Source organism: Exiguobacterium sp. EF_C8 (assembly GCF_054956715.1).
Genome location: NZ_CM143264.1, coordinates 1,181,958 through 1,208,404, shown reverse-complemented (window position 1 = coordinate 1,208,404; position 26,447 = coordinate 1,181,958). Strand labels below are relative to the sequence as shown.

The window sequence follows — 26,447 nt, the reverse complement described above, 5'->3', positions numbered from 1 at the left end:
TTAAAGAATCTAATACGTCTTCGCGTCAAAGTATGAAACCGGATTCATAAGTTCATCTGACGTAGTAGGAGAATGACATTTTTTATGGAAAGTAAATATATGGATAATTAAACAGGAGGTATTCTCATGAAATCCATCTATTTTCTTAGCGTCACCCTTTTACTTGCCAGTTGTTCCCCGGCTGCCGAGAAACCAAAGACGTATGACATTTCGTTTACGCACGAGAAACAAGAGATCCACATCGTTCCTTTGTATAAGGCGTATGACGACTACATTCAAGCGGTTTCGAAACAGCCAGAGGACAATGAGGCACTATATAAAAAATACGTATTGGGCGCTAAAAATGACGTCATCAAAAAAGAACAGCTCCAAGCCATGCCTGTTCCTAGCATCTATGAACAGCCTTCGGAAAACATCAAGGACTTAAAACAGATGAATACATATTTGAAAAAACACCATCAGCACATCATGAAACAGATCAAGTCCAGTCTCCTGACTTCGATGAAACAACTTCCACGGGATGAGAAGCTCGTTGTCTTCGTCTCCCCAACGACACCACTCGAACATGATGATGCCAAACGTTATGGTGGTGTCAGCGGTGTCGCTCAAGGAAACAATTCGATGAGTCTGTTCTTCTTGAAGGATTTTTCGAAAGAGTCATTACTCAATACGACGGCGCATGAATACCATCATACCGTAGCCCTCGATGAGCCGAATCGTGCGACAATACTCGATTACATCATTCTCGAAGGAAAAGCGGAATTCTTTGCCCATAAGCTTTATCCAATGGAATCATCGGAAGCGATTGCCCCTTTACTTGACCACTCCTTGGAGCATGTGATTTCGGAGCTGAATGCGGAACGATTGACGACGGATGATCTGTTCTTTGGAAATTACGAAAAACAAATTCCATCGTTCACGAAATACAGACTCGGCTACATGATCGTCTCCGACTTCATGAAACAACATCCCGAGATCTCCTTGAAGGAATGGTCACGGATGTCCTCTGTGCAAATTCTTGAAAAAAGCAGTTACAAGAAAAAATTAACGATTCGCTAAAATCAATAAAGCACGAGACAACGGGTGCATCAATCTCCTTCGTCTCGTGCTTTATTAGTTAACCTTCGTATTTTTTAACGATCGTCGCCACCCCTTGACCGCCACCGACGCATAACGTCGCAAGACCATGCGTCTCACCCGTCCGCTCGAGTTCATGGATCAGCGTGACGAGAATCCGCGCACCGCTCGCACCGATCGGATGACCGAGCGCGATCGCACCGCCATTGCGGTTGAGCTTCTCATGCGGGAACTGTAGCTCCGCATCGACCGCGAGAGATTGTGCCGCGAATGCTTCGTTCGCTTCGATGACATCGATCTCCTCAAGCGTTAAACCTGCTTTATTGAGTGCCTTTTGGACCGCTTGGACGGGACCGATTCCCATGATGCTCGGGTCGACACCGGACGTTCCGTTCGCGACGATCTCAACGAGTGGTGTCACGCCGAGTTCTTTCGCCTTCGCCTCTGACATGATGACGAGCGCCGCAGCCCCGTCATTGATGCCAGATGCATTGCCTGCCGTGACCGTTCCGTTCTTCTTAAACGCCGGGCGCAAACGACTGAGCGTTTCGACGGACGTTCCGGCGCGCGGAAACTCATCTTGATCAAAACGGATCGGATCGCCTTTTCGTTGTGGAATCAGCACTGGCGTGATTTCTGAGACGAACCGTTCTTCCGCTAATGCCGTCTGCGCTTTTTGCTGACTCGTCGCGGCGAACTGATCCTGCGCTTCGCGGGAAAGTTCGTAGACGTCTGCTAAATTCTCTGCCGTGATCCCCATATGATAGTCATTAAAGGCACATTCGAGCCCGTCCTGGATGATCGTATCGACGAGTGGTTGGTCACCCATCTTTAGTCCAGACCGTGCGCCCGCGAGGACGTAAGGTGCTTGACTCATGTTCTCCATCCCACCAGCAACGATGACATCGGCTTCGCCCGACTTGATCGCCTGATACGCGAGATGGACGGCTGAGAGACCGGATCCGCAGACCTTATTGACGGTCATCGCTGGACATGTCTCCGGTAACCCGGCAGCGAGGGCTGCCTGCCGAGCTGGATTTTGACCAAGTCCTGCTGAGAGGACGTTGCCGAAAAAGACTTCGTCGACGTGATCTCCTGCGACACCAGCTTTTTCAAGTGCCGCGCGAATGACTGTCGCTCCGAGTTCCGTTGCTTTGACGTCCTTCAAACTTCCATTGAAATTCCCGATCGCCGTGCGCGTCGCACTGACGATGACGACTGCTTCACTCATCTGCTCCATCTCCTTATTGAATCGTGTATCCACCATCAAGGACGTTCGCTTGTCCAGTGATGCCTTTTGCTTTGCGGCTCGCAAGGAACAATGCATAATCTGCAATCTCCTCGACAGCAAGCAGACGTTTTTGCGGAACGAGCGGATAGATGACTTCTTCAAGTACCTTCTCAAGCTCGACGTGTCGCGTTTTCGCTAAGTCTTCCAGTTGATTACGAACGAGTGGTGTATCAACGTAACCCGGACAAATCGCGTTGACGGTGATCCCGTATTCCGCTCCTTCAAGGGCTGCGACCTTCGTTAGACCAAGCAATCCATGCTTCGCCGAGTTATATGCTGCTTTCCCAGCAAAACCAATCAAACCATTGATCGATGCCATGTTGAGAATACGTCCGTAACCTTGTTCCTTCATGATCGGAAAAGCATGTTTGATGGCCATGAACGGTGCCGTCAACATGATCTTAATCATCAATTCGAACTTCTCTGTCGGAAACTCTTCAATTGGTGAGACGTGTTGAAGACCCGCGTTGTTGATCAAGACGTCAAGTCGACCAAACTGTTCGACCGTCTGCTTCAAGACGGCTTCGACCTGTGCTTCATCGGTGACGTTGAGTGTCATGCCGACCGCCTCATGACCAGCTCCGCGAATCGCTGCCGCAGCTTCCTCTGCTGCTTCCGCGCGGACGTCCGTTACGATGACCTTCGCTCCTGCTGTTGCGAACGCCTTTGAGATTTCTAGACCAATTCCGCTTCCTGCACCTGTGACGAGTACGATATCTCCTTGAACCATCTGCTTCACTCCCCTACCGTCAAGCGCTCGAGTTCCGGACTGACCGTGAATCGTGCTTCCGTGACTTGTTTGACGTCTTCGACCGTATGACCATTCAGCGTCTCGATCAAGACCATCCCGTCCGGCGTGAAATCAAAGACGGCCCGGTCCGTAATCAGACGGTTGACGACGGCGCGTCCTGTCAACGGCAAGGTACACGACTGTTTGACTTTCGATTCGCCGTGTTTGTTGACATGCTCCATGATGATGACGACGCGTTTCGCTCCGTTGACGAGGTCCATCGCTCCGCCCATGCCCTTGACCATCTTGCCCGGAATCATCCAGTTCGCGAGGTCACCGTTCTGATCGACTTCCATCCCACCGAGGATTGCGAGGTCGATGTGCCCACCGCGAATCATCGCGAACGATTCAGCACTGTCGAAGTAAGAAGCTCCGGATTGTGCCGTGACTGTCTCTTTGCCAGCATTGATCTCGTCCGCATCAACTTCATGATCAAGTGGATACGGTCCGATGCCAAGAAGTCCGTTTTCGGATTGCAGCATGACATGCATATCGTCCGGAATCGCATTGGCGATCAATGTCGGAATCCCGATTCCGAGGTTGATATACATCCCGTCTTCAACTTCCTGAAGCGCGCGTTCAATGATGATCTCTCGTGTCGTTTTCATATCGATCTCCTCCTCAAGCTTCCCGGACAGTCCGGCGTTCGATGCGTTTTTCATAATCCGTTCCAACAACGATGCGCTGGACGTAGACAGCAGGCGTGTGGATCTCGTTCGGATCGAGTTCGCCGACCTCGACGAGTTCTTCGACTTCGACGATCGTTACTTTTCCAGCTGTTGCGACGATCGGGTTAAAGTTGCGTGATGTCTTCCGGAAGACAAGATTCCCGAGACGATCTGCTTTCCATGCTTTGACAATCGCAAAATCGCCGACGATTCCTTCTTCGAGCAGATAGGTCTTCCCATCGAACTCCTTTTGTTCCTTTCCTTCAGCAATCGGTGTCCCGACGCCTGTTGGTGTATAGAAACCAGGAATACCAGCACCACCGGCACGGATACGTTCCGCTAGCGTACCTTGGGGAACGAGATCGACTTCGATCTCGCCACTGAGGTACTGTTGTTCAAACGTCTTATTTTCCCCGACATACGACGAAATCATCTTCTTGATTTGTCGCGTCTGCAAGAGGAGACCAAGTCCAAAATCATCGACGCCACAATTGTTACTGACGACCGTCAAATCCTTGACGCCTTTCTCTTGTAACGCCGTAATGGATTTTTCCGGGATTCCGCAGAGTCCGAAGCCCCCTACGACTAGCGTCGCCCCGTCAAAAATGTCTGCTGTCGCTTCCGCGAATGATGCGTATACTTTCCCCTGTTTCATCTGATGATGCCCCCTTCTAAACTCTTAGTACAAACCAGTCAAACTATACAATCCGATCATCAAGAAGACCGTCACTGTTTTAAGGATCGTAATCATGAAGATGTCTTTATACGACTGACGGTGCGTTAGGCCCGTGACGGCAAGTAATGTGATGACGGCACCGTTATGCGGTAACGTATCCATTCCGCCGGACGCCATCGAAATGACGCGGTGCATGACTTCCGGTGGTATGCCACCCGATGTGATTGCCTGCGTATATTTATCCGACATCGCACTTAACGCGATCCCCATCCCGCCTGATGCGGAACCGGTGACACCGGCAAGCGTCGTCGTCGTGACGGCTCCGTTGACGAGCGGATTCGTGAATGTCTCCGAGATTTCGCTTGAGACGGACTTAAATCCTGGTAACGCCGCGATGACGCCACCGAAGCCATACTCAGCACCTGTATTCATGACCGCTAAGAGCGCACCACCGATACTGACGTTCAGACCAGCTTGGAAGTTCGTCTTGATCTTCGGGAAATCATAGAGCATGGCTGCGAGAATTCCGATCAACAACGCCATTTGAACGGACCAGATCGCAAGAACAGCGGGTGTCTCGATCTTTCCGAATGCTTCTAGACCGATTGCTGAAAAATCGAATCCTTCTGGATACCATTTCGGAATCGAGAGTGTAAAGACTTTGTTCATTACGGCAACAAGGACGAGTGGGACGAAGGCAAGGACTTGGCGATAGACTGGTTGACGATCCGTCTCGAGCGTCATTTCTGGTTCGTTCTTTAACTCCATTTGCGGTGCAGTACTTGCCGCTGTCGCTTCGAATCCAGCGTACCCTTCACCCGCTTGATGCGCTTTTTTCTTGCGTGACTCGAGATACCACATGCCGACGACTAAGATGAACAAGCCACCGACTGAACCCATGATCGGCGCAGCATAGATATCTGTTTTGAAGAACGTCGTCGGAATGACGTTTTGAATCTGAGGTGTTCCTGGTAAGGCATCCATCGTGAACGTGAACGCACCAAGTGCGATCGTTCCCGGAATGAGTCGTTTCGGGATGTTTGCTTCGCGGAACAAGTTCGCAGCGAACGGATAGACAGCAAATACGACAACGAATAAGCTGACGCCGCTATATGTAAGAATGGCGCCGAGTAAGACGATGGCAAGGATAGCGCGCTTCGCACCAATCATACGAATGATTGTCTTTGCGATCGACTCCGCGATACCGGACATCTCAACGACTTTTCCGAAAATCGCTCCGAGGAGGAAGACCGGGAAGTATGCTTTGATGAAGCCGACCATCTTTTCCATGAAGATATTCGAGAAGAATGGTAACACCCAGTCCGGGTTCGTCAGTAAGACGGCGAACAAGGCACAGATTGGTGCAAATAGGATGACCGAAAAACCACGATAGGCAACGAACATCAATAAAGATAAGGCAAGAAGAATGATGACGAGTTCCATGAGTAAGATCTCCTTCAAATTTAGTAAGCGCTTTCATACCGCTTCTTCATCATTTAACAATGCAGTGTCGAGGAGGTCAATCAAATTCCCTAAAACCATAAGTACAGCTTATAGAAATCATAAGTTCACATTATAGACACAATTGATGGGAAGAGTTTATTTTTTCGATAAACAGGAGTTAGTCCGTTTATGGCGTATATTTCTTAAATAACGTACTTTTTTCGAAAGGATGGACGATTCATGAAAAGCATCCTTTTTGACGTCTTACATAACGTGACGCTATTAATGGCTGGTTTTTATCTACTTGGAAAATTATCACCGCTTCCGATCACGCGAGAATCTCCACGTCTCACCCGCGTACTGTATGGTCTTGCCCTGAGCATGATCTCCTTACTGCTCATGCAGATGACAATCGAAGCAGCCCCCGGCGTCATGATTGATTTGCGCCATGTTCCGGTCATTGTCGCCGCCTACTTTGGAGGCGTTATTCCAACAACGATCGTGACGGTCGCGATCATTGTTTATCGCTTTAGTCTGGGAACGAACTTGGCTGCATTCACTGCATTTGGTTTCATCGTCGCTGTCGCCCTCGGAACGAGTCTGATTGTTCGTGAAATGCCGCCTTACGCAAAACGGACCTTTACACTCGTGACGCTCTATGCGACGGCTTTGCACGCCCTTGTCTTATGGATCGTCTTACCGAAACAAATCCTCTTACTCGAGGTCATGTCGGTCGTCATTCCCGCTTCTTTCGTTAGCAGTTGGCTCGCCCTTTTGATCATTCGTGATATCCGCCTGACGAAACAGTCGTTACGGGTGCTTCGGCAGAAAGCACAACTCGACTTTTTGACGGGATTGAATAATTCACGTGCTTTTAACGAATACTTCACGGATCTCAAACAACGATTGATCTTGAACAAACAGTCCATCGTGTTGTTGACGATCGATATTGATCATTTTAAACAGATCAACGATACGTATGGACATGAAGCGGGTGACGAAGTGCTACGTCAGTTTGCCAGCCGACTGCGTGATGGCGTCGCAGAGAGCGGGTATTTATCTCGTAACGGCGGTGAAGAGTTCTCCGTCTTGTTTGAAGGCGTTCCGCTCTCTGAAGTGATTCCTTTAGCAGAGCAATTACGTGAACGTATTGCCTGCAGCCCGTTCCGACTAGCGACGACCGATCTGCCACTTACAGCATCATTTGGTTTAGCCGCGTATGATGAGACGACATCTCAAATCGACCATCTCTTACCGGATGCGGATGCCGCGCTTTATCAAGCAAAACAACAAGGACGGAATCAAGTCGTCCTGTTTTCTCCTAATGCAGAATCTGCCGTCAGCTTCCAAGAATAACGATGGACGTCACCTCTGAAATCCGCTACCTTTAAAGTAGAGGCAGGTGATTGATATGAAGTTAACAAAAGGTCCTTATATCCTGATCGGTCTTCTCTTAGGACTCGTGTTCGGATTCATTGGTGACAACTTCTATTTGTATGTATCAGCAGGCATTCTCGTCGGAGCACTGCTTGAATTGTATGTCGCATACGAACAACGCAAAAAAAATAAAAAATCATGATGGAGGTACCAACATGACATTCAGTGACTTATTCCTCTCGACCCTTACGTATATCGGTGTCGCGACCGTACTCCTTGCAATTGGTGTCGTCCTGTTCGAGGTAACGACGAAATCAAAGGAACTGGAATTAATCCGTAATGGTAAGAAAGCAGCCGTTTATGCATTCGGTGGACGTATTCTCGGTCTTGCCATCGTCCTCTATTCGAGTATCTCGAACTCCGTCAGCATTCTCGATATGGTCTTATGGGGTGCACTCGCAATCGTCTTACAAATCGTCTTGTTCTATCTCGCGGATTTACTAATCCCACGCTTAAGCATGACAAAAGAGATTGATGCGAACAACGAAGCAGTCGGCTTGCTGCTCCTCTTCTTATCGATTTCGATCGGTTTGATCATTGCTGGGTCGCTTACATATTAAAACGCATGAAAACAGCCCTGGATCATTATATCTAGGGCTGTTTAGATTGTATATCATTTAATCCATATTATAGATTCTAGCTTTATAAGGTCGTAATCTAACTGTGTCATTCGAAACGTTCAAATTTATCCATCCTAAACCCCATCAATATTAATTCCAAACTGAAGTGATTTCTTTTTCAAACATGACGGCCTCTCCTTCTTGAGAACGATCGACCTCATCTTTTATATGATGTACAGGTGCGACGACCTCATTCCAAGCACTCTTCAGATAGTTTGCTTGATCGACGTTCATCGATTCCTTACGATGCATATTGCTTGCAACATATTCAAGCGCCTCAATATAAGTAGTATAGTTCTTCGCTACTTTTTGTAAGGATTTTGATTCTGGATCATTCGACTTGAATTGGAAAGATTTTTCGATGTGGTGCATCGTATCAATCTTCGACCTCAGTTCATTCATGGTCACATTCTTTGTAATGGAATCACCCGTCGAATAAGGTGCAAAGTTAGCCATATCTCGCATCGATCTATCGATGTAGTCTTTTCGATTGACTGAATTGACGGTCTTAGCATCCATCAACTTCTCATGCTCTTTATCTATATAAGGTGTTGTATAAGGGATATATCCTGCTTGATACGAATACAAGCTTCCCCCGATTAATACAATGACTGTCGAATAGAAATATAAATATCGTTTTTTCAAAATACGCTCTCCTTAATGCTATGGAATTTTATGTATCTTACATCCTTCTATTAAGATCTGTAAAAAATGTTCGGGAGCAGTAGACTCCTCATAACATCATTCCTTTCTTTCAAATTGCTAATTTTTCAATCCTTCATCGACTTTTGATCCACGATAAGAAATTTAGAAACTATTACAAAAAGTGGATACGTTAATACAATGGTGATTAAAATGAAGCCTAAACCAGGGCTTGGCATGTCTCCCTCATTCGTGACTGGAATAATCCTACTTATGAGATATGTGAATAAAACAAAATAGACGAACCAGGAAAGACAGATGATTCGTTCAAATGACTTATGTAGAGTGGACTTGAAGGTGATCCGTCTAATTAAAAATGGAATACTGGTTAGAGTGATGCATCCGATCATGATATTCAGAGTCCAAAACATACTTGAAGACATATCAGTAAGTCTTATGATTCGATTGATATTTAGCATGAATTGTAATGGAACAAATAAAGCGATGGCATATAAAAAGCTAGCTATGTTGATGTTTAAAAAGGTTTTCATTCAATGAATCTCCTTTCGAAAACAATGTTTTTCCTTGAATCATGATTGATACAATCCACATCTTACCAGACCGCGCTTTAGGAAAAGAGATTTTGAGTGCTGTTTTTCACTTTTTTTAATATTTAAAGTAAGATAGTTCTCTTTTAAATCGCGGTCAAGACTCTTCCTTTGTACGTCTAATAAATGACTCCCTTCCAATGTGTCGTTCAATAAACTAGAATCCTTAGATGTCTATGGGATGAAAATGATATATTAATTAAAGACTGCATCTTATATCGTTGTACCTAAAGTGTTGTCAAACATTCAATTTTGTTAATTATCGATGAAATCTAACTAAGGGAGACAGTATGAACGAAATACTAATGTATACCAATCTTGCTATTGCAAGTCTTACGATCCTTATTTCCTTTACAAAAAAAGTAGAGCAACCAAATTTTCGAGTACTAGTAATTGGTGTCAATTTATCTATTGTTATAGTAAGTATCGTGCTTTTTATACTTAAAGATAGTGCCACATATAGCACGTTTGTAAAAACACTCTCGATTAGTATCTATATGATATTATTTGTAACCTATGACATCGCAACTAATCGACTTAGAAACATATTAATCTGGTCTTTCCTAGTATGTGCGACTGTACTCATCTCTGGGCTTTTATTAGAATAAAATAATAGCGTTAAAATGACCTGATGTAGCAATCAGGTCATTTTAACGCTATTGAGATGAATGTTTCGAGTAAGGAACGAATTCAATCTGCACAGTACATGATAAGCTTTTCAAACATCGTTGTAATGAATAGATACGTAAAATGATTTTACGGAGTAATCATCACCATAACGAAAAAACATACAACAGCCGCTAAAATAGCACCTGTTATCATTTTGAAAACAAATGCCCAGTAAGATAAGGATTGTCTGTTATACCGATCCAACTGCCGGATAGGTAAATTAAGTACGAGCAGAATAACTCCAAATGTTAAAATCATAAAAATATTTGTGTTGAGTTCATAGCGACCAATTAGCATTGTCGTGATAAACAGTATAAAACAAGCAATATAACACCGTATTAATAGTCCTTTATTCACATATCCACCTCACGGTTCAGCATGATTGTTTCCACTTTCATATTATTGGATTACTATTAATGACTCCTACAAATTTGCCTACAATCCATGAGAACACGGTTTATAACCCATTCTGAATGACGTACATGATAAGTGTGCCACAAATCATACCTACAATTGCTAATAGTACTTTTTTCATCATTTCTTACCCCCATCGATTTTTGTATTCTGTGCTGTAATGACTATTAATCTTTTAATGTTCTCTTTCGATAGATCATGAAGACTAAAGCACTAGATAATATACCAGCAATCAAAATAACGATTAGATTAATGGATAGCGAAGAGAAAGAGGCACCATTCTCAACCTTTTCAGCTAGCTCTAACAGTTGTAAGTTCGGCAAATAATCGACAATCGAAAGTAACGGATATTTATCAGAAACCTGCTGGAGTAACGTTCCGAATCCGAATAAAAACATGACAGGTAATACAGCGACAGAAGCTTCCATCACAGAGGAAGTCATCAATCCTAGAAGTGTCCCTAAGGCAAGGTAGAACAAGCAAGAGACGAGAAGTCCAATTATTATGATGAAAGGATGTGACGGAGCATAACCCGTAATGACGGCACTGATGACTATGGTGAAGAGTGTGATCAGTGCAGTCAATATACTTTTGCCACCTAGAATCTCTAGAGTGGAGGCAGGTGACAGCATCAAGCTTCGTAACGTGTTCTTCTCTTTCTCTTCTGCAATCAATGTGCATTGAACGAATGCTGCTACTGAAGAGAATGTCAAATTGATGACGGTGTAGTGAATTTCTAACGTCACTTCGCCAATATTCTTATAGACAATCGCCATCAAGATAGGTACTAGCAGTGTCGTACCAACAAATACGTTTCTTGACACGTCTTTTACATCCTTCTGAAAAATGGCCATTGTACGATTGATTGAAAAGATCATCTGAGGTCACTCCCTGTTACTTTTACGAACACATCCTCTAGAGTCGGTTCGTTAGAATGGATAGATACAACCTGATTAGTACGTAACATTTCATAGATATGACGAGCATCTTTCTCATTCGATTCGAAAACGTGTTCTAGGCCGTCTAATGATTCGAGTGTCAACGTCTGATCAGCAAAACGCTGTTTGATCGATTTTGGTGATCCCAACAACTGGATATGACCACGATTTAGGAAGGCGACACGATCGCAAAGGGTGTCCGCTTCTACCATATCGTGAGTCGTTAAGAAAATCGTCGCACCGTCTCGATTCATATCTTTAAGGGCAGAATAGATGGCTTGAGTGTTGACAGGATCTAACGCAGAAGTAGGTTCATCTAAGAATAAGATTTCGGGTTGATGTAAAAAAGTTCGAGCGAGCAGTACCCGTTGTTTCATCCCTTTCGAAAGTAAGGCAACTTTCTTATTCTGCTCATCACCTAAATTGACTAACTCCAGTGCACGATGAATACGGTTTTCAGAGACAGAAAAAATTTTGCAAAATAACTTTAAATTGTCTTTTACCGTCAAGCGATCGTAGAGACCACTATTGTCTGTCATGATACCTACTTTCTGAAAAGTGTTCTTTTGTTTGAGTTTTTCAGAGGGAATTCCAAGTAAACTGGTTGAACCCGTGGACGGTTTCATTTGACCAGTCAATATTTTGATCATGGTAGTTTTACCAGAGCCACTGGGACCAAGTAGCCCGAAAATTTCTTTTTGCTTGATATAGAAACTTAAATCGTCAAGAGCCGTCTTATCTGAAAAGTGTTTCGTCAATGATTCAATTTCGATTACCTTTTCCATAGTATAGTTCTCCTCTCGTTTTCTAACCTTAGAATAGTAGAGAGCGCTATACATCGCACTATTTTAACGATGAATGGAGTTAATAAGCTTATGAAAAGAGTAATTAGCTTGCTAGAAGATCGTCACTTAATGCCGAGCATTTCTTTAAGAATGTGTATTTTATTCTTAGATAAGGGCACTTCAGTACGATCGTCGAGAACCAGACTAAAACTGTTCCGTGTCCACGTGACAATCTCGCGTACTTTCTTCAGATTTACAAGATAGGAACGGTGACATCGGAAAAAATGCCGGTCCTGAAGAGTCGTTTCATACTCATTCATTGTATATAGACCGGGCAACATCGTATCCGCTACATGAATTTGAACATTTCCCGATGCGCTCTCGAAAAATTTGACCTCATCTATATCTAGTAAAATAAGATTACGTTCAAGTTTAGCAACAACCTTGTTCAGTTCGAGAGGCGAAAAGGGAGCGGATTTTTCAAGTCCATTGATCTCTTCATCATTTTCTGAGATTGCTTTCTCTTCTTCTTCCTCAATTTCTGTATTGATGCGTGTAAGCCCAACACTACTTAATACATAAGATTCTTCGGATAAAGTAATTGCACTCTCCGTACTTCCTGTAAGTATTAAGAGACATTTTTCTTCCTGTAGCAACAATTCGATAACTTTAAATAGAATATTCTTCGTATATTGATCAATGTTTTGATCCGGCTCATCGAAAACGACCACCGGTGTATCTTGTAAAATAAGAATTGCGAGTTGCAGACGTTTCTTTTGAGAACGATCTAGTTTATTTGTTCTTTTCTTTGCTATCTCGATTAATTGTGTAACTTCGAGTGTGTCTGAAATCGCTTTTGAGCTATTATACAATTTTTTATAAAAAGCAAGATGGTCTAAGATGGTTAATCTATCGTATGTATATGGATGCTCATAATAGAAACTGATTGACGAACGATATTGTACAGTATTTCCTGGGTGATGATTGTTTACATGAACATGTTTACTTGCACTGCGGATACGACCTTCAAGTATCTTTATGAGTAGCTGACGATGGGTAATATTAGAACTAATCGCCAATGACTTTCCTGGAGAAACAGAAAACGTGAGTTTTTCGAGTACTGTCGTTTTATCTTTCTGGTCTATGTAATTAAGTTCGTTAATAAATAAAGTCACGCTAGTCCCCCCCTCTGGGATGAATTCCCCATTGAAAATATACATCCACCTTATCATAAAAATTACATAATTTAGGATTATAAAATAGAGGATACTAGAACAATAACTAAATATAATGTGTTACAGCTATCTATGATTTATTACTGTAGACGTTAATAAAAACAGCTTAGGTCCGTTTAAATAACGAACTTAAGCCGTTTAAAGAATCCTTTAAATACTTTTTCAACTAACAGAAAAAAACACTTTCGCTGCTTTTACTATTTTTCAAGCTCTTCTAGCTCTGTCCGCGAACGCGGGAACCCATTCGCTTGCCACTCGGCTCGATAGATGGAATCGAGTTTCGTCAATCCGACCTCATCCGGGTCCTTCGTAGCATCCGGACTCGGATCCTGATCGAGATGCGCTAAATATTCACGTAGTGCATCTGTTTGTGTGCCCTGTTCCCGCTTCCTTAACAAAAGTAGACTCGTTCCGGCAATGATGCCAGCTCCAAATAAATACCGTTTTTTCAAGCCCATACGGTTTCCTTCTTTCTTTTCTTAAACCAACCCACCACCGTCACGCAGGCGAGGATGCGCGATGCGTTTGACCTTTCCCTCTTCGACCGTCAGGACATGATCGGGTTGTCGCTCGAAGTAACCGGTCTCAAGCACTCCAGACCAGCTCTTCACTTCTTTTGCGAATAATCGAACGTCCGAAATGGCTGATACATCAACGTCAAGAATCACGTGACCTCCATCTGTAACGAAGGGACGATCATCTTTCACGCGTAGTGTTGCTGATACATGCTTATCACGCAGACGTTGCCGCACGTAAGGTAAGGCAAACGAATCCAGTTCGACAGGTAACGGTCCACTTAAATGATGGACGAACTTCGAGGAATCGGTCAGATAGAGCAATTCACGACTCATCAGGGCGACAATTTTTTCACGAAACAATGCACCGCCACCGCCTTTAATGGTTTGAAACTGACCGTCGATTTGATCAATTCCGTCAACTGTCACATCGATTTCCATTCCCTCTTCCAGATCAATCAATGGGATTTGTAACTGATCAGCAAGCTTTACCGTCGCAAGCGACGTCGCCACGCCACGAATCTGTAGTCCAGCCTGGACGAGTGGACCAAGCGCCTTGATAAACCGTTCCGTCGTCGAACCCGTTCCAAGACCCACTATCATTCCATCCTTCACGTAAGTTAGTGCTGCCTCAGCGACTAATTGTTTCTCCTGTTCATACATCCGCATCCCTCCCTACATTTCTGTTCCCGTTTCGATTCGTCTTCAATCGACGGAGAGAGAGGATTCCGTTAACGTCAGATACTGCTCAATCGCCTGGACGAGCGGTTGCTGAGCTTCGACCCAAAACGCGATAGATGTTGGATCGGCGTCGAGGTGACGTTTAACGATTTCATCGATCGTCGCTTGACCGGAATCGTGCATGACGGCATCAAAAACTGTCGAAAATTGACTCGGATCCGCTTGAACCGTCTGATAAAGACTATTGCTAAGCAGATAACCGATCGTATACGGAATGTTGTAGAACGCAAGGTTCGGATTAAACAGATGACTGATGTACATCCATTTGTAGCGCGCTGGTTCAGGCAGCACTGGACCATAGGCTAAGCGCTCTTCCTCTTGTAAGAGTTCACTCAACCTTTCAGCATTGATCGTACCATGCTGACGTTCCGCATAAAAACGTTGCTCGAAACGAAACATTCCGGGAACGATGCTGGCATATTTCAGCCCCTCTCGAATCTTGACCTCTAGGAGAGCAAGTACTTCCTCGCGCTCCGTCGTCTCTTTGATCGCAGCATCGAGGACGAGATTCTCCATGAACGTTGAAGCCGTCTCCGCGATACTCGTTCCTTTGACTTGGTTTAAATACAGTTCATCTTGCAGAACATAATTATGATAGGCATGACCGAATTCATGAGCAAGTGTCGCGACGTCTGGATAACTGTCACGGTACGTCATGAAAATCCGGCTCTCTTTTGCAATCGGAAAGGCAGCGCAGAATCCGCCTTCCGCTTTTCCGGGACGATTCTCCGCATCGACCCATCCCTCGTTAAACACGTTTTCAGCAAAAGCACCGAGCTTTGGATTCAACTGTTTGAATTGTTTGCTTACGATTGCCTGTGCCGTCTCAAACGGAACATGCCGCGCGGAACGATACGTATTCGTCTCAAAATCATGCCATTCTCCCGTCACCTGCTCTGCCTGGGCAATCTTGCGGGCATAATAGGCGTGAAAGAGGTCTCGGTGCTGATCGAGTGCTTCGATCATCGCTTTTAAGCTCGCTTCTGAGATCCGGTTCTGCTCAAGCAACTCTGTCAATGGTTGCTCCCAGTTCCGCATCTTGTAGGATTGCAATCTGAAGCCGGAGATCCGGTTCAAGATCGTCGCAAACAAGTCAGCCTCTTTGGCACAAGCGGCGTCAACTGCAATTGCTGCCGCTAGACGAGCCGAACGATCAGGCGCGAACATCGCTTCATGCAATCCTTGACCGATCGTGACCTGCTTTCCGTTCAAGTCGACCCGTAACGCCATGAAGCGCTGATCGTAGAGTTGTCCCCAGCCCTGGAATCCATCCACACCGAGATCCTGTAACAATTGTTCTTGAATCAGTGGTGCACGACGGGACTGGATGTCACGGCGTTCGTTTAAGAAAAAGGCGTACGGTGAATCCGTAACGAGCGCTTCCCACTCTTCTTGAGACAGTGCTGCGATCTTTGTATCGAGTGCTGCCACTTCACTGCGTACCATCGCTTGGACGACTTCGATCTCTTCAAGCAATGGGTGGACTTCAACACGCGTGACATCTTCAGCGTACAGGCAATAAATGAAGTCGCTCCATTCCTCGACGTCGCGCGCGACTTGCTGATAACGCTCGACCTGTTCTGCCACATCAATCGGCCGATTCGACAATGCTGTTTGTATGGAGGCGATGCCTGCTTTGACGTCATCAATCGTATAGAGTGTTTCTAATTGCCATCGTGTGTGTTGCATGTGATTTCCCCCTCTTCGTGATCTTTCCGTTCTTTCATTCGTGAGGACACTCGACTTCTCCTGTATTTTCCATATAGATACAAAAAAACTCCTTCAGTCATTGACTAAAGGAGGACATCATCATAACACGAAGAAGTAGACACATAGGAAATGCGCTAGACTACCGAGTAGTACGAAGATGTGGAAGATTTCATGGAATCCGAGATGTTTAAACGATAAGACACGCGGCTTTAATCCATAGATGATGCCACCGATCGTATAGAAGATACCACCAAGGAACAATAGACCGATGCCGAGCGGTGATAAGACTTGCGCGAGTGGTGTGATCGCAAACACCATGATCCAGCCCATTCCGATGTAGAGCGTCGTCGATAACCAGCGTGGACTGTTGAACCAGACTAATTTGAAGGTAATTCCGGAAACAGCAATCAACATGACGATGCTAAACAAGACCCAACCCGTCGGACCATTCAGACTGACAAGACAAAACGGTGCGTAGGAACCGGCAATCAACAAATAAATCATCGAGTGATCCAATCGTCGCCAGATCGCAATCGCCCGATCGCTCGCAAGGACCATATGATACGTTGCCGAAACAGCATAGAGTGCCATCATGCTGACCCCAAAAATAATCGCTGCGACGATGGCGAGTGATGCTCCGCGTTCTAACGATGCTTTAATGACGAGTGCGAGTAATCCGACAAAAGCAAAGACAGCCCCTCCCAAATGTGTTAATCCATTAATCGGTTCTCTCATATAAGCTTTCACTTTTGTTCCTCCCCTGATATGTAGTTTTGAATACTACATGGCGTTATATACATATTCTATCATATGATGAAGAAGTAGAAAGTCCTATTTTAACGATTTTGGAGGTTTTTTTATGACACGTTCTGACGACACGAGACATGATCGTCAATTACAGCTCGCAGATATCCCGAACATTGATCTTTATATGGATCAAGTCATCCAACTGTTTGAGCGAACATTCGAGGAAACGACGCGGAATGCGGATGAGACAATCCTGACGAAGACGATGATCAACAATTATGCCAAAAAAAAATTATTTTTTCCGGTTACGAATAAAAAGTATACGAAGGAGCATTTGATTTTAATTAGCTTGATTTATCAGTTGAAAAGTTCGTTTTCGATTAACGATATCAAGACGATCCTAACGCCCTTGAACGAAGGCATCGAACAGAATCAACTCGATCTGGAAGACTTTTATCGCACTTACCTTGAACTGACAGAACGAAATACAGCCCGTTTCATCACCGAACAAGATGCTCTTACCGCCTCGACGACCGATCCACTGGAACAGATTTTAGCGCTGGCTCATATGAGTAATCTGTACCGGCGCGCAGCGGAACAGTTGATCGATACCCAACTAAAAAAATAAGATAACGCTTTCACTGCGTGATACACTATAAGAAAAAGCAGAGGAGGAACAGTCATGGAGATGGCGACGACTTTCTTGCGACAACTGGATCATATCGCACCAGAATTCAGAACATATCAGGACGGTATTCTCATCGAATTGGCATTTGACCGGACGATCGGAACGGAGCAGGTATCCGCAAGCACGTTACTTGAGACAGCAGACGATTTAACGACACGATTGCGCACGCAAACTACGCAGGCTTTGCTGCTCGCTTCAAAAATCCATGCTTTTGACGCTCATGCACCGAGCCGCATCGCTGAGATGATGTCGCTTCACGGCTATTTTAAATCCCATCGTTTGTCGCATCCCCTGAATGCCTACTCCACTGCGCTGTTCATTAGTCGTATTTCTCCACAAGACATGGTACTCGAGCGGACCGTTCAGTTATACACTCTTCTTAAAAAACAGCATCGTTTCATCGTATCACCGCTGTTGACCTCCTTCGTCTATTTTCATGCTGCGACACGCGGTGATTTAGACGAACTCGCTTCGCGTATTGAAGCAGTCTATCAACGACTGAAACGACGTTTCGGTCGCGCTCAACAGACGTATATCGTCGCCTTGTTATTCTCTTTATTACCAGAGGACGATTGGGATCGTTATATCGCGCAATTGGAGTCGTCCCGTAAATTACATCGTAAGCATCATGTCCCGCTGTCATTCCACGGAATGCTTGCACTACTCGGCGACCCCAACATTCATGCTTCGGCACTCCAACAGATGGCAGAGACGTTACGCTCCGATTTACGTTTTAAGTACCGGAGGGACTTGGTCTATTTGACGGCGATCCGATTATACTTGAGTCAACAAACGATCCTGCAACAACTCTTCCCATCTTCGATTCTTCCGCCGGATAGCGCCGATGCGACTCCGTTCTTGCTCTTCCCTGTTGATTTGACCGATACGTCACATGCGACAGATGGCGGAATTGACGGTGGATTCGATGGTGGAAGTGATGGCGGTGGGAGTGGCGAGTAACCGTTTAAAAATAATACATTAAAAAGGGCAATCGACGTGTGGCATTTCTGCCGGACATCGATTGCCCTTTATTTTAGTCATTTTTAACCTTGTTGGTTCTCTTCATCGGATGGCTCGACATCGCCATCTTCATCAGAAGCATGCGACAAATCGGGTGCCTCTTCACTTGAAGCTTCGTCATCTGGTCGTTCTGTTTTCTCAGCTTCTTGATCTTGATGCTTCGTTTCTTTTTCATCCTTCGATTTTTCCGGAACCTCCGTATTGTCTTGCGGGTCACGTCCGGCAATCTCATCCTTCGTCATCCGGTTTCCTGAAGTAATCGGGTCCGTCTCTTTATCATGTTGATTAGCCATTTGGCATCCCCCTTAAAATGTACTTGTTCCACATTTTAATGTATTCCCGACTGAAGAACGGTTAAACCTCAGCACGCCCTCGAACGATGTCCTCGATGAGTAATTGTTCAATCGGCTGAGGGTGATGGACCTCGTAGCCTTGCATATAAAGTTGCTCATCCAACACTTGAATCTGTTGCAATTGCGACGCGGTCTCGACTTCCTGAATCACGAGCGCGATGTTTAACGTCGACGTCAAGGAATGAACAGAGCGAATCATCGAACGCTCTAACTGATTTTGCACGAGTCGACGTGTAAAGATTGGATCGAGCTTGACTGCTTGGACTGGTAAACGCAATAACGAATTAAGTGACGCGTAGTGACTACCGAAATGATCGACCGTCAGACGGTAGCCTGCTTGGCGCAGCTGCTCCAAACGTTTGATTGCAAAACGACGACGCGTCTGCAATACTTCCTCCCGTATTTCAAGAATGAGTCGTTCGTCCGGGAAATACGATTTTTCTGTCAGTCTCAGTAATTCTGAAAAGAGTTGATCCGACTCGAACTGGCTTGCCGATAGATTGACGGCGACGGAAATCTTACGTCCAAATGTCTCCTCCAAGCGCCGTTGATCCAGGATCGCCTGACAGATCGTAAATCGACCGATGTCTGGGAAAATCTCCATCTTCTCGGCAATCGGAATAAAATCCGTCGGACTGACGAACCCAAGCACAGGATGATTCCAGCGTAGAAGCGCTTCGACCGCGACGTAGCGTTCTTGTTTCGCATCAACGATCCATTGATAGTAGAGCTCGAATTGTCCCCGTTCTAGTGCATACGAAAGCTCTGATTCAAGAACTGATGCAAATGGATGCTGTTCCGCATTCCGATTTGGATTAACAAATGAGGTTCGCTGTTTCCCCTCGTGTTTGACTTGTTGCATCAAGGCTTCTGCTGCGTAGATTTGTGTCTGGCGACTTGCCATATCACCGGTCAGAAGACTGACGCCAGATGATGCCGTCACCTGAATCGGTTCGGCTGCAACACCAACGATCGGTTGCTCAATCGCTTCCGTGACGATGCGAGCGTAATCTTCCGCATATTGTTCGAATTCCTGTTCCTGTTCGAGTGCTGCTAAGACGACGAATTCATTCCCATCCATTCGACCGACGACATGATTCGGTAAAGGAACATATTTCAGCCGATTCGCGATTTCGCGTAGCACTTCGTTCCCTGCCCGGTACCCATGCGTCGCATTAATCGCATGGAAACGGTCGAGGTTCAACACCATTAAGAAAGCAGGATGAATCGTCACACTTGAGATCAGTCGATTCATGTACCGTTCGTTATAGACATCTGTTAGCGCATCCTTGATGACATACGTTTCGACGTTGATCGATTTACTAATAATATCCGCATACCGCTCGACGAGTGCGATATCCTGCTCCTTGAAGTCGAATGGTTGATCATCAAAGGCACATAATGTCCCGATTTTTTCATTTTCCGCATTTTTGATCGCTACTCCTAAAAAGCTACCGTTCCCAAGAGCTTTCGTAACCGGATGATTGACGGTCAATGGATCGTTGAGCAATTCATTGATCGAGACCTTCCCGTCCGTCTCATCGACGACCAGCTTACAGAGGACATGTTGGAAGACATGGGTCGAGCCTTCTTCGATCAACTGACGTTCTTGATTGATTGCCTTGACGACAAAGTTGCTGTATGAGTCGTTCAATGCAAAAAATAACGTATTGACGCCAATTCGTTCACTCAGCTTTTCAAGAATTTCCTCAACGAGTGGATGTAATGCTTCATAACGAATATGTGAGTTATTCACCGTGTCTTCCTCCTTTCTGAGTCTGTCGTCGGTCATACGCCGATCGGAAGTTGAATGATGAAGGTACTGCCTTCCCCTTCCGTCGATTGGACGGAGATTGCTCCGCCATGATCGAGGACGATCATCCGACAAATCGCGAGTCCTAAGCCCGTTCCGCCAATTTTGCGCGTATCCGAGTTATCTGCTCGGTAAAACTTATCAAAGATGTAAGGGAGCGCTTTTTCTGGAATACCAAGCCCTTCATCTGAAATCTCAATTCGTAATTGATCTGACTGATTTGATCCTTTGATCCGAATCGCGCCGCCTTCGGGCGAATATTTAATCGCGTTCATGATCAAGTTCGTAAACAGTTGTTTCATCTTCTCACTGCTGGCTGAAATCGTATAGGATCCCGGACTAAATTGGACACTGATGCGATGTGCGCGACTCGCAAGATCGAACATCGGCTTCATCTCGAACATCAATTGTTTTAAATCAAGTAATTCTTTTTGTGTTCCGTGTGTCGAGTCTTCCCCTTTTTGAATTTCCAAGATGTCATTGATCAATTCCGCCAATCGAACGGTTTCCGAATGAATCGTCTGCAAATAGCGTTTCTGCCGCTTCGGATCGACTTCTCGTTTCATCAATAACTCCGTGAAGCCCATGATCGAAGAAAGCGGTGTCCGCAACTCGTGCGAAACGATCGAGACGAACTCTGCCTGCTTAAGGTCGAGCTCCTTGTCTTTCGTCACGTCACGTAAGACAAGCATCATCCCCCATTCAACGTTCGCAATCGCAATCCGTTCAGCGTAGGCACTGAGCAACAAGTTCCCCCTGAATGCCGATAACTCGATCGTTTCTCCCGGAATATCACCGTTCATCAGTTGACCGATGTAATCATGAAGTGCTTCCGGCTGATCGACATGTTCAAACAGCGACGTCGCCCGTTCATACGCGTGACGGAACCCTTGCGCCTGATTGACGAGTTTTGGTGGAAACATATTCAATAAGGCCTGGTTCGCATAAATCTGCTCCCCGCTACTCTCGATATATAGGACAGCTTCCCGAATCGAATCGAGTAGCTGATACGTCTTGATTTTTTCATGCTCCATTTGATGGAACAGGAGATGGCGTTCAAGCGTCATTCCAAGTTTTCGTGATAGATCAAGTAAATCCCCGACTTGTTCTAAATTGAACTGGGCGAAGGCATGGCGGATGTATAGCAGTCCGACGACTTGTCCGTTGCTTGGAGACTGCACGGGAATTGCTGACTCGAACTGGTCGCCGAGTGGCAATTGGACCGATTTACGCATGACGAATGCGCGACGCAAGACCGAATATTGATCGAGATCTTTTTCGATCAGCTCCATATCGTCGATCCCTTGTGCGACGAAATGATTTAACTGCTCCCGCCGGTACAAGAGGATAGCTCCTTCTTCTACCTCAAGCAGTTGCAACAAGATCATCAAGACAGTCTCACAGGCTGCTTCAACATTTTGTGTCGCCAACGCTTCCATGATTTCATTGCGTTGCTTCAATTTCACTTCGACGTTTCGTAAATTCTGTTGTAATCGATTGATTTCACGTTGATCGAGTGATGTGAATCGTGCCTCAGTTGATGCCGGAACCGTTCCTTGGCGCAATCGGTAAGGGCGATCCTTCGAGTGGTCGCGTAAAATTCGTTTCAACGTGTATCCTCCTTTCTGATTTCATTCATGCTTTAAATTATATCACGGTCCGTACCGTATCAACAGTTCCAGCACTGTCTTCCTTACATGCTGGTTTGCACTAATGTACGAAATGATTCTTCAAAGGAACGGTCCGCATCACGCGTCCGTTTTTTCGGTCCCTTCGTACGCCCGCCTGCTCGTCGGATTTGTTGTCCGACATGGCGAGTGTGGAGCAATAAATCGATATTATCGTTCGTGAACTGGCGACCATTTTGATCAATTGCGAGTCCCCCTCGCGCTAAGACGAGTGCTGCCAGACCAAAATCCTGGGTCACAACGAGATCGCCACGTTTCATCCGATTGACGATCGCATAGTCGACGGCATCTGGTCCTTGTCCGACGGTAATCGTCGTCGCTCCTTCTCGGATCATCTGGTGTGCCGTATCACAAACTAAAAAGACGTCACGTCCCTGTCGGTGTCGAATAACAAGATCGACAACGGGACATCCGTCCGCATCTACGAAAATAGACATTTGAATCCTCCCTTATTGTTTCCACTATCAGTGTCACAAATCGAAAGATTTTTTGTCAAGTCGCGCTTCCCATTTGACCGTCTCTTCGTTCTTCCGGACAATAGAAAAGAGAGGATGTGTTGAAATGAACGCTGCGACGTTCCAATCTTTTTACCTGTTATTGAAAAAAACGAAACCACCGGTCGGTTTATTATCTGCCGCCGTTTCCGTCTCCGTCATCCAAGCGCTGGCTGCGCTCGCCATTCCTTGGTTCTTAAAGACGTTGATTGATGGTTTTACTGTCGATCGACTGACACCACAATTGATCAGTCTATTTGTGATCGTTTTCCTCGTCCAAGTCGTCGCGAACGCTTTATCGATCTATTGGTTACAGATCGTTGGTCAACGGATCGTCGCCAATTTACGAACGCTTCTATGGAAGCATCTATTGACGCTATCGATTCCGTTCTATGATGAGACAAAATCCGGTGAGCTCGTCTCACGACTCAATAGTGATGCAACGACACTTCAGCAATTGCTATCGGAACAACTCGTCCGTTTGCTGACGTCACTCGTCTCAATCATCGGAGCAATCACGATCCTATTCTTCCTCGATTGGCAAATGACGCTCGTCATGGTCATCGCTGTCCCCGTGACCTTGTTGATCATCATTCCGCTCGTCCGCAAATTACACAAGATTTCTCGTGAGACTCAGAAGGAACTTGCAGGATTATCCGGTTTTTTTGCCGAGATGCTCGGTGAGGTCCGACTCGTCAAATCACAAGCAACAGAAGACTATGAGCTGGGACGAGGAAAAACGCGGATTGAGAACTTATACGGATATGGTGTGAAGGAAGGACGAATTCAAGCCCTCTTGTTGCCGATCTTTAACGTCACTCTAACGACGATGCTGATCTTGATCATCGGTTTTGGTGCCTACCGCGTTGCGACGAACCAGATCACGGCGGGTGAACTCGTCGCCTTTTCGCTCTATTTGTTCCAAATCATGACACCGCTCGTGACGATGACTGAATTTATCACGAAGTTACAGAAAGCACGCGGTGCGACAGAGCGAATCATTGAGCTTCTCGATGAATCACCGGAAGCACCTGGAACGCTTGTAGCATCTCGTCCGTTTACGGACGTGACGGTCGAACACCTGTCATTTGGATACAATGAGACGTCGATCTTACAGAATGTCAGCTTTACGTTACCACGCGGCAAGACGACAGCAATCGTCGGTCCGAGTGGCTCCGGTAAAACGACATTATTTGCGTTACTTGAGCGATTTTATCAACCGACGTCAGGACAAATCCGTCTCGGAGATCAACCCATTTCTGATTTGACGTTATCGTCTTGGCGACAGGCAATCGGATATGTCGCGCAGGATTCCCCCGTCTTATCAGGAACGATTCGTGACAATCTCGTCTACGGTCTGACAGATGACATCAGTGAAGACAAAATCCGTGCGGCTGCACGGATGGCGAATGCCGATACGTTCATCGAACGATTCCCGGAAGGTTATGCGACTGAGATTGGAGAACGGGGCGTCAAACTGTCTGGTGGTCAACGCCAACGAATTGCGATTGCACGTGCACTCCTCCGTGATCCGGAAATTCTGTTGCTTGACGAAGCGACATCCAGTCTCGACTCCGAGTCGGAACGTGTCGTTCAAGAAGCACTCGAGCGATTAATGGTCGGACGGACAACGTTTGTCATCGCCCATCGTCTCGCGACGGTCCGTCATGCCGATCAAATCATCGTTCTTGAAGATGGTCAGATTTCAGGTATCGGGACACATGATCGACTTGTCGTCGACAATCCATTGTATAATAAGCTCGTAACGCAACAATTCATCGGCACGGAACGTGCAAGGGGGAATCACGTATGAATACAGTCGGTTTCATCGGATTAGGTGTCATGGGACAAGGCATGGTCCGCAATCTGCGTAAGGCAGGTTTTACAGTCAAAGGATACAATCGCACGAAAGAGAAAGGACTCGTCCTTGAAGCAGATGGTGTCGAAATCGTCGATACGATTCAAGATGTCGTCACGGATGTCGACGTCGTCATCTCGATCGTCGGTTATCCGCAAGACGTCGAGCAGATCTACTTCGAAGACGGCATACTCGATCATGCGACACCAGGAACGATTCTGATTGATATGACGACGTCTAGTCCGGCTCTTGCTGAACGAATCGCGCAGGAAGCGACAGCACGCGGTCTTCAGGCACTTGACGCACCTGTCACGGGCGGTGATCTCGGTGCGAAGAACGGAACACTCGCGATTCTCGTCGGTGGTGAAGAAGCGGCTTTCGCACAAGCGAAGCCATTATTCGAGGCGATGGGGAAATCGATTTCACTCTTCGGTGGTCCTGGTAAAGGACAATCGGCGAAGCTCGCGAACCAAATCGCAATCGCCGGATCGATGATTGGAACAGCGGAGATGTTGTTGTTCGTCACACGATCCGGAATCGATCCGACACAGTTCATCGAGACGATCAAATCTGGTTCTGCCGGTAGCTGGAGTCTTGAGAACTTGATTCCGCGCGTCATCGCCGAAAACTACTCACCTGGTTTCTTCGTCAAACACTTCATCAAGGATATGCGCCTTGCCCTCGAACGCGGCGCTGAGATGGGTATCGCGACACCTGGTCTCGCACTCACGAAAGACTTATACGAACAACTTGCTGAGCTGGGTCACGCCGATTCCGGTACACAAGCGCTTTATCTATTGCTCGCTGAGCGTTCACGCGCTTCCGTAGAATAAGCAAAAGCCTGTACGCTACGTCTACTGACGTAATGTACAGGCTTTTTTACGTTCATCCCTTAACGGAACGTGTTGGTTTCAAGCGTTCATAGAAGTGTGCCATCGTCGTATCGAAGTATGGCGTCAAGAAGATGACACCCACTGTACTAAGTAGTGCGAGGATCCCCCAGCCGATGAAACTCAAGTAAAGCATGATCAGTTCACGCTTATGCCCTTTCATCATCCGGCGGCTTTCACCAAGTACTTGCCAAAACGATAATTCCGGTCGATCGACTAAAATATACGGAACGAGACGATATGCTAGGTAAAAGTATAGTGCCGGTAAGATCAAAAATGATCCAACATAGACCAATACCGTTACGATCGCATATGCGGCAATCGTCCGGAAGGCACGTCGAAACGAAGAAAATCCTTCGAATAACGTTCCGATTCCCGCGGACTCTCCGCGCGTGAAACGTAAGTACGCAATTGTTCGTCCCACCGTCACCGGAGCAAGGACGATCGTGACGACCATGTTCAGTGCGATGAATCGAACCATACTATCAATGTCATCTTGGTCAAATGACATCCGGCTTGCAGCGAGCGCAAAAATAAGGAAGTAGATGATCGAGATGCTTAATCCGACCAACCATTGTCCTTTTAACGTACCAAGAGCAGCTTGTTTCAATTGTTTAGGGTTCATGTCGTACTCCTT

Annotated in this window: 25 protein-coding genes and 2 pseudogenes; 8 read left to right on the top strand and 19 right to left on the bottom strand. The window is 45.9% G+C overall.

Going from position 1 to position 26,447, the window contains the following annotated elements; translation table 11 throughout:
- The first annotated feature begins 126 nt into the window (after positions 1-126).
- Positions 127-1,059 carry a DUF2268 domain-containing putative Zn-dependent protease gene (locus ACY2IG_RS06215; protein WP_462618480.1) on the top strand — a complete coding sequence of 311 codons (933 nt, stop codon included), beginning with the start codon at positions 127-129 and terminating at the stop codon, positions 1,057-1,059.
- A 58-nt stretch (positions 1,060-1,117) separates the two neighbouring features.
- Here ACY2IG_RS06215 and ACY2IG_RS06210 read toward each other — a convergent pair whose 3' ends face one another.
- From ACY2IG_RS06210 to ACY2IG_RS06185, 6 genes and pseudogenes are all read right to left on the bottom strand, one after another.
- Positions 1,118-2,308: an acetyl-CoA C-acetyltransferase gene (locus ACY2IG_RS06210; protein ID WP_329471029.1), complete on the bottom strand. Its 1,191-nt coding sequence runs from the start codon at positions 2,306-2,308 to the stop codon at positions 1,118-1,120.
- Positions 2,309-2,321: 13 nt separating this feature from the next.
- A complete protein-coding gene (locus ACY2IG_RS06205; protein WP_462618479.1) occupies positions 2,322-3,098 on the bottom strand; it encodes a 3-hydroxybutyrate dehydrogenase in 777 nt (258 codons plus the stop codon).
- Positions 3,099-3,103: 5 nt separating this feature from the next.
- Positions 3,104-3,766, bottom strand: coding sequence for a 3-oxoacid CoA-transferase subunit B (locus ACY2IG_RS06200; RefSeq protein ID WP_035408593.1), 663 nt, complete (start codon positions 3,764-3,766; stop codon positions 3,104-3,106).
- 13 nt (positions 3,767-3,779) lie between these two features.
- A complete protein-coding gene (locus ACY2IG_RS06195) occupies positions 3,780-4,481 on the bottom strand; it encodes a CoA transferase subunit A (protein WP_029341303.1) in 702 nt (233 codons plus the stop codon).
- A 24-nt stretch (positions 4,482-4,505) separates the two neighbouring features.
- Positions 4,506-5,213, bottom strand: a pseudogene (locus ACY2IG_RS06190) (GntP family permease); the annotation flags it as partial.
- An 86-nt stretch (positions 5,214-5,299) separates the two neighbouring features.
- Positions 5,300-5,945, bottom strand: a pseudogene (locus tag ACY2IG_RS06185) (GntP family permease); the annotation flags it as partial.
- A gap of 240 nt (positions 5,946-6,185) precedes the next feature.
- Between ACY2IG_RS06185 and ACY2IG_RS06180 the strand changes: the two are divergent.
- Genes ACY2IG_RS06180 through ACY2IG_RS06170 form a run of 3 tightly spaced genes read left to right on the top strand, consistent with a single transcriptional unit; the run spans position 6,186 to position 7,942 of the window.
- On the top strand, positions 6,186-7,301 hold the full coding sequence (locus tag ACY2IG_RS06180) for a GGDEF domain-containing protein (protein WP_462618478.1): 1,116 nt from the start codon (positions 6,186-6,188) through the stop codon (positions 7,299-7,301).
- A 55-nt stretch (positions 7,302-7,356) separates the two neighbouring features.
- Entirely contained in the window at positions 7,357-7,524 is a 168-nt protein-coding gene (locus tag ACY2IG_RS06175; RefSeq protein ID WP_197026221.1) for a hypothetical protein, read from the top strand.
- A 13-nt stretch (positions 7,525-7,537) separates the two neighbouring features.
- The gene (locus tag ACY2IG_RS06170) at positions 7,538-7,942 is read left to right on the top strand and encodes a DUF350 domain-containing protein (RefSeq protein WP_214729562.1); all 405 of its coding nucleotides are present in this window, start codon (positions 7,538-7,540) and stop codon (positions 7,940-7,942) included.
- 150 nt (positions 7,943-8,092) lie between these two features.
- Here the strand turns inward: ACY2IG_RS06170 and ACY2IG_RS06165 are convergent, their stop codons facing one another.
- The 8 genes from ACY2IG_RS06165 to trhA all read right to left on the bottom strand — a co-directional run bounded on the left by ACY2IG_RS06165 (position 8,093) and on the right by trhA (position 17,006).
- Positions 8,093-8,647 (bottom strand): hypothetical protein, encoded by a 555-nt coding sequence (locus ACY2IG_RS06165; RefSeq protein ID WP_035408597.1) that lies wholly within the window; start codon positions 8,645-8,647, stop codon positions 8,093-8,095.
- A gap of 1,855 nt (positions 8,648-10,502) precedes the next feature.
- On the bottom strand, positions 10,503-11,213 hold the full coding sequence (locus ACY2IG_RS06160) for an ABC transporter permease (RefSeq protein WP_029341298.1): 711 nt from the start codon (positions 11,211-11,213) through the stop codon (positions 10,503-10,505).
- Entirely contained in the window at positions 11,210-12,058 is an 849-nt protein-coding gene (locus ACY2IG_RS06155; protein ID WP_035408605.1) for an ABC transporter ATP-binding protein, read from the bottom strand. The genes ACY2IG_RS06160 and ACY2IG_RS06155 overlap by 4 nt, the downstream gene beginning before the upstream one ends.
- Before the next feature lie 122 nt (positions 12,059-12,180).
- Positions 12,181-13,233 (bottom strand): LytTR family transcriptional regulator DNA-binding domain-containing protein, encoded by a 1,053-nt coding sequence (locus tag ACY2IG_RS06150; RefSeq protein WP_162236126.1) that lies wholly within the window; start codon positions 13,231-13,233, stop codon positions 12,181-12,183.
- Between the two features lie 257 nt (positions 13,234-13,490).
- Entirely contained in the window at positions 13,491-13,751 is a 261-nt protein-coding gene (locus tag ACY2IG_RS06145) for a hypothetical protein (protein WP_462618477.1), read from the bottom strand.
- Positions 13,752-13,772: 21 nt separating this feature from the next.
- On the bottom strand, positions 13,773-14,471 hold the full coding sequence (gene rpiA, locus ACY2IG_RS06140; RefSeq protein ID WP_035408611.1) for a ribose-5-phosphate isomerase RpiA: 699 nt from the start codon (positions 14,469-14,471) through the stop codon (positions 13,773-13,775).
- A gap of 42 nt (positions 14,472-14,513) precedes the next feature.
- Positions 14,514-16,238, bottom strand: coding sequence for a M3 family oligoendopeptidase (locus tag ACY2IG_RS06135; protein WP_462618476.1), 1,725 nt, complete (start codon positions 16,236-16,238; stop codon positions 14,514-14,516).
- Between the two features lie 120 nt (positions 16,239-16,358).
- Positions 16,359-17,006, bottom strand: a complete 648-nt coding sequence (trhA, locus tag ACY2IG_RS06130) for a PAQR family membrane homeostasis protein TrhA (protein ID WP_053453003.1) — start codon at positions 17,004-17,006, stop codon at positions 16,359-16,361.
- 112 nt (positions 17,007-17,118) lie between these two features.
- On the opposite strand from trhA, the gene ACY2IG_RS06125 reads away from it, so the two are divergent.
- Both ACY2IG_RS06125 and ACY2IG_RS06120 read left to right on the top strand, forming a co-directional pair.
- A complete protein-coding gene (locus ACY2IG_RS06125) occupies positions 17,119-17,634 on the top strand; it encodes a DUF1836 domain-containing protein (RefSeq protein ID WP_035408615.1) in 516 nt (171 codons plus the stop codon).
- Positions 17,635-17,688: 54 nt separating this feature from the next.
- Positions 17,689-18,654: a DUF4003 family protein gene (locus ACY2IG_RS06120; protein WP_035408619.1), complete on the top strand. Its 966-nt coding sequence runs from the start codon at positions 17,689-17,691 to the stop codon at positions 18,652-18,654.
- An 83-nt stretch (positions 18,655-18,737) separates the two neighbouring features.
- Here ACY2IG_RS06120 and ACY2IG_RS06115 read toward each other — a convergent pair whose 3' ends face one another.
- The 4 genes from ACY2IG_RS06115 to ACY2IG_RS06100 all read right to left on the bottom strand — a co-directional run bounded on the left by ACY2IG_RS06115 (position 18,738) and on the right by ACY2IG_RS06100 (position 23,005).
- A complete protein-coding gene (locus tag ACY2IG_RS06115) occupies positions 18,738-19,007 on the bottom strand; it encodes a hypothetical protein (protein ID WP_462618475.1) in 270 nt (89 codons plus the stop codon).
- Positions 19,008-19,068: 61 nt separating this feature from the next.
- Positions 19,069-20,823 carry an EAL domain-containing protein gene (locus ACY2IG_RS06110; RefSeq protein WP_462618474.1) on the bottom strand — a complete coding sequence of 585 codons (1,755 nt, stop codon included), beginning with the start codon at positions 20,821-20,823 and terminating at the stop codon, positions 19,069-19,071.
- 32 nt (positions 20,824-20,855) lie between these two features.
- On the bottom strand, positions 20,856-22,490 hold the full coding sequence (locus ACY2IG_RS06105; RefSeq protein ID WP_231496873.1) for a sensor histidine kinase: 1,635 nt from the start codon (positions 22,488-22,490) through the stop codon (positions 20,856-20,858).
- An 83-nt stretch (positions 22,491-22,573) separates the two neighbouring features.
- A complete protein-coding gene (locus tag ACY2IG_RS06100) occupies positions 22,574-23,005 on the bottom strand; it encodes a YaiI/YqxD family protein (RefSeq protein WP_290749380.1) in 432 nt (143 codons plus the stop codon).
- Positions 23,006-23,129: 124 nt separating this feature from the next.
- Between ACY2IG_RS06100 and ACY2IG_RS06095 the strand changes: the two genes are divergently transcribed.
- Together ACY2IG_RS06095 and ACY2IG_RS06090 are read left to right on the top strand one after the other, a co-directional pair.
- On the top strand, positions 23,130-24,875 hold the full coding sequence (locus ACY2IG_RS06095; RefSeq protein ID WP_056060602.1) for an ABC transporter ATP-binding protein: 1,746 nt from the start codon (positions 23,130-23,132) through the stop codon (positions 24,873-24,875).
- Positions 24,872-25,753 (top strand): NAD(P)-dependent oxidoreductase, encoded by an 882-nt coding sequence (locus ACY2IG_RS06090; RefSeq protein WP_329470531.1) that lies wholly within the window; start codon positions 24,872-24,874, stop codon positions 25,751-25,753. The genes ACY2IG_RS06095 and ACY2IG_RS06090 overlap by 4 nt, the downstream gene beginning before the upstream one ends.
- A gap of 52 nt (positions 25,754-25,805) precedes the next feature.
- On the opposite strand, the gene ACY2IG_RS06085 is transcribed toward ACY2IG_RS06090, so the two are convergent.
- A complete protein-coding gene (locus tag ACY2IG_RS06085) occupies positions 25,806-26,435 on the bottom strand; it encodes a DUF975 family protein (protein WP_035408632.1) in 630 nt (209 codons plus the stop codon).
- Positions 26,436-26,447: the final 12 nt, after the last annotated feature.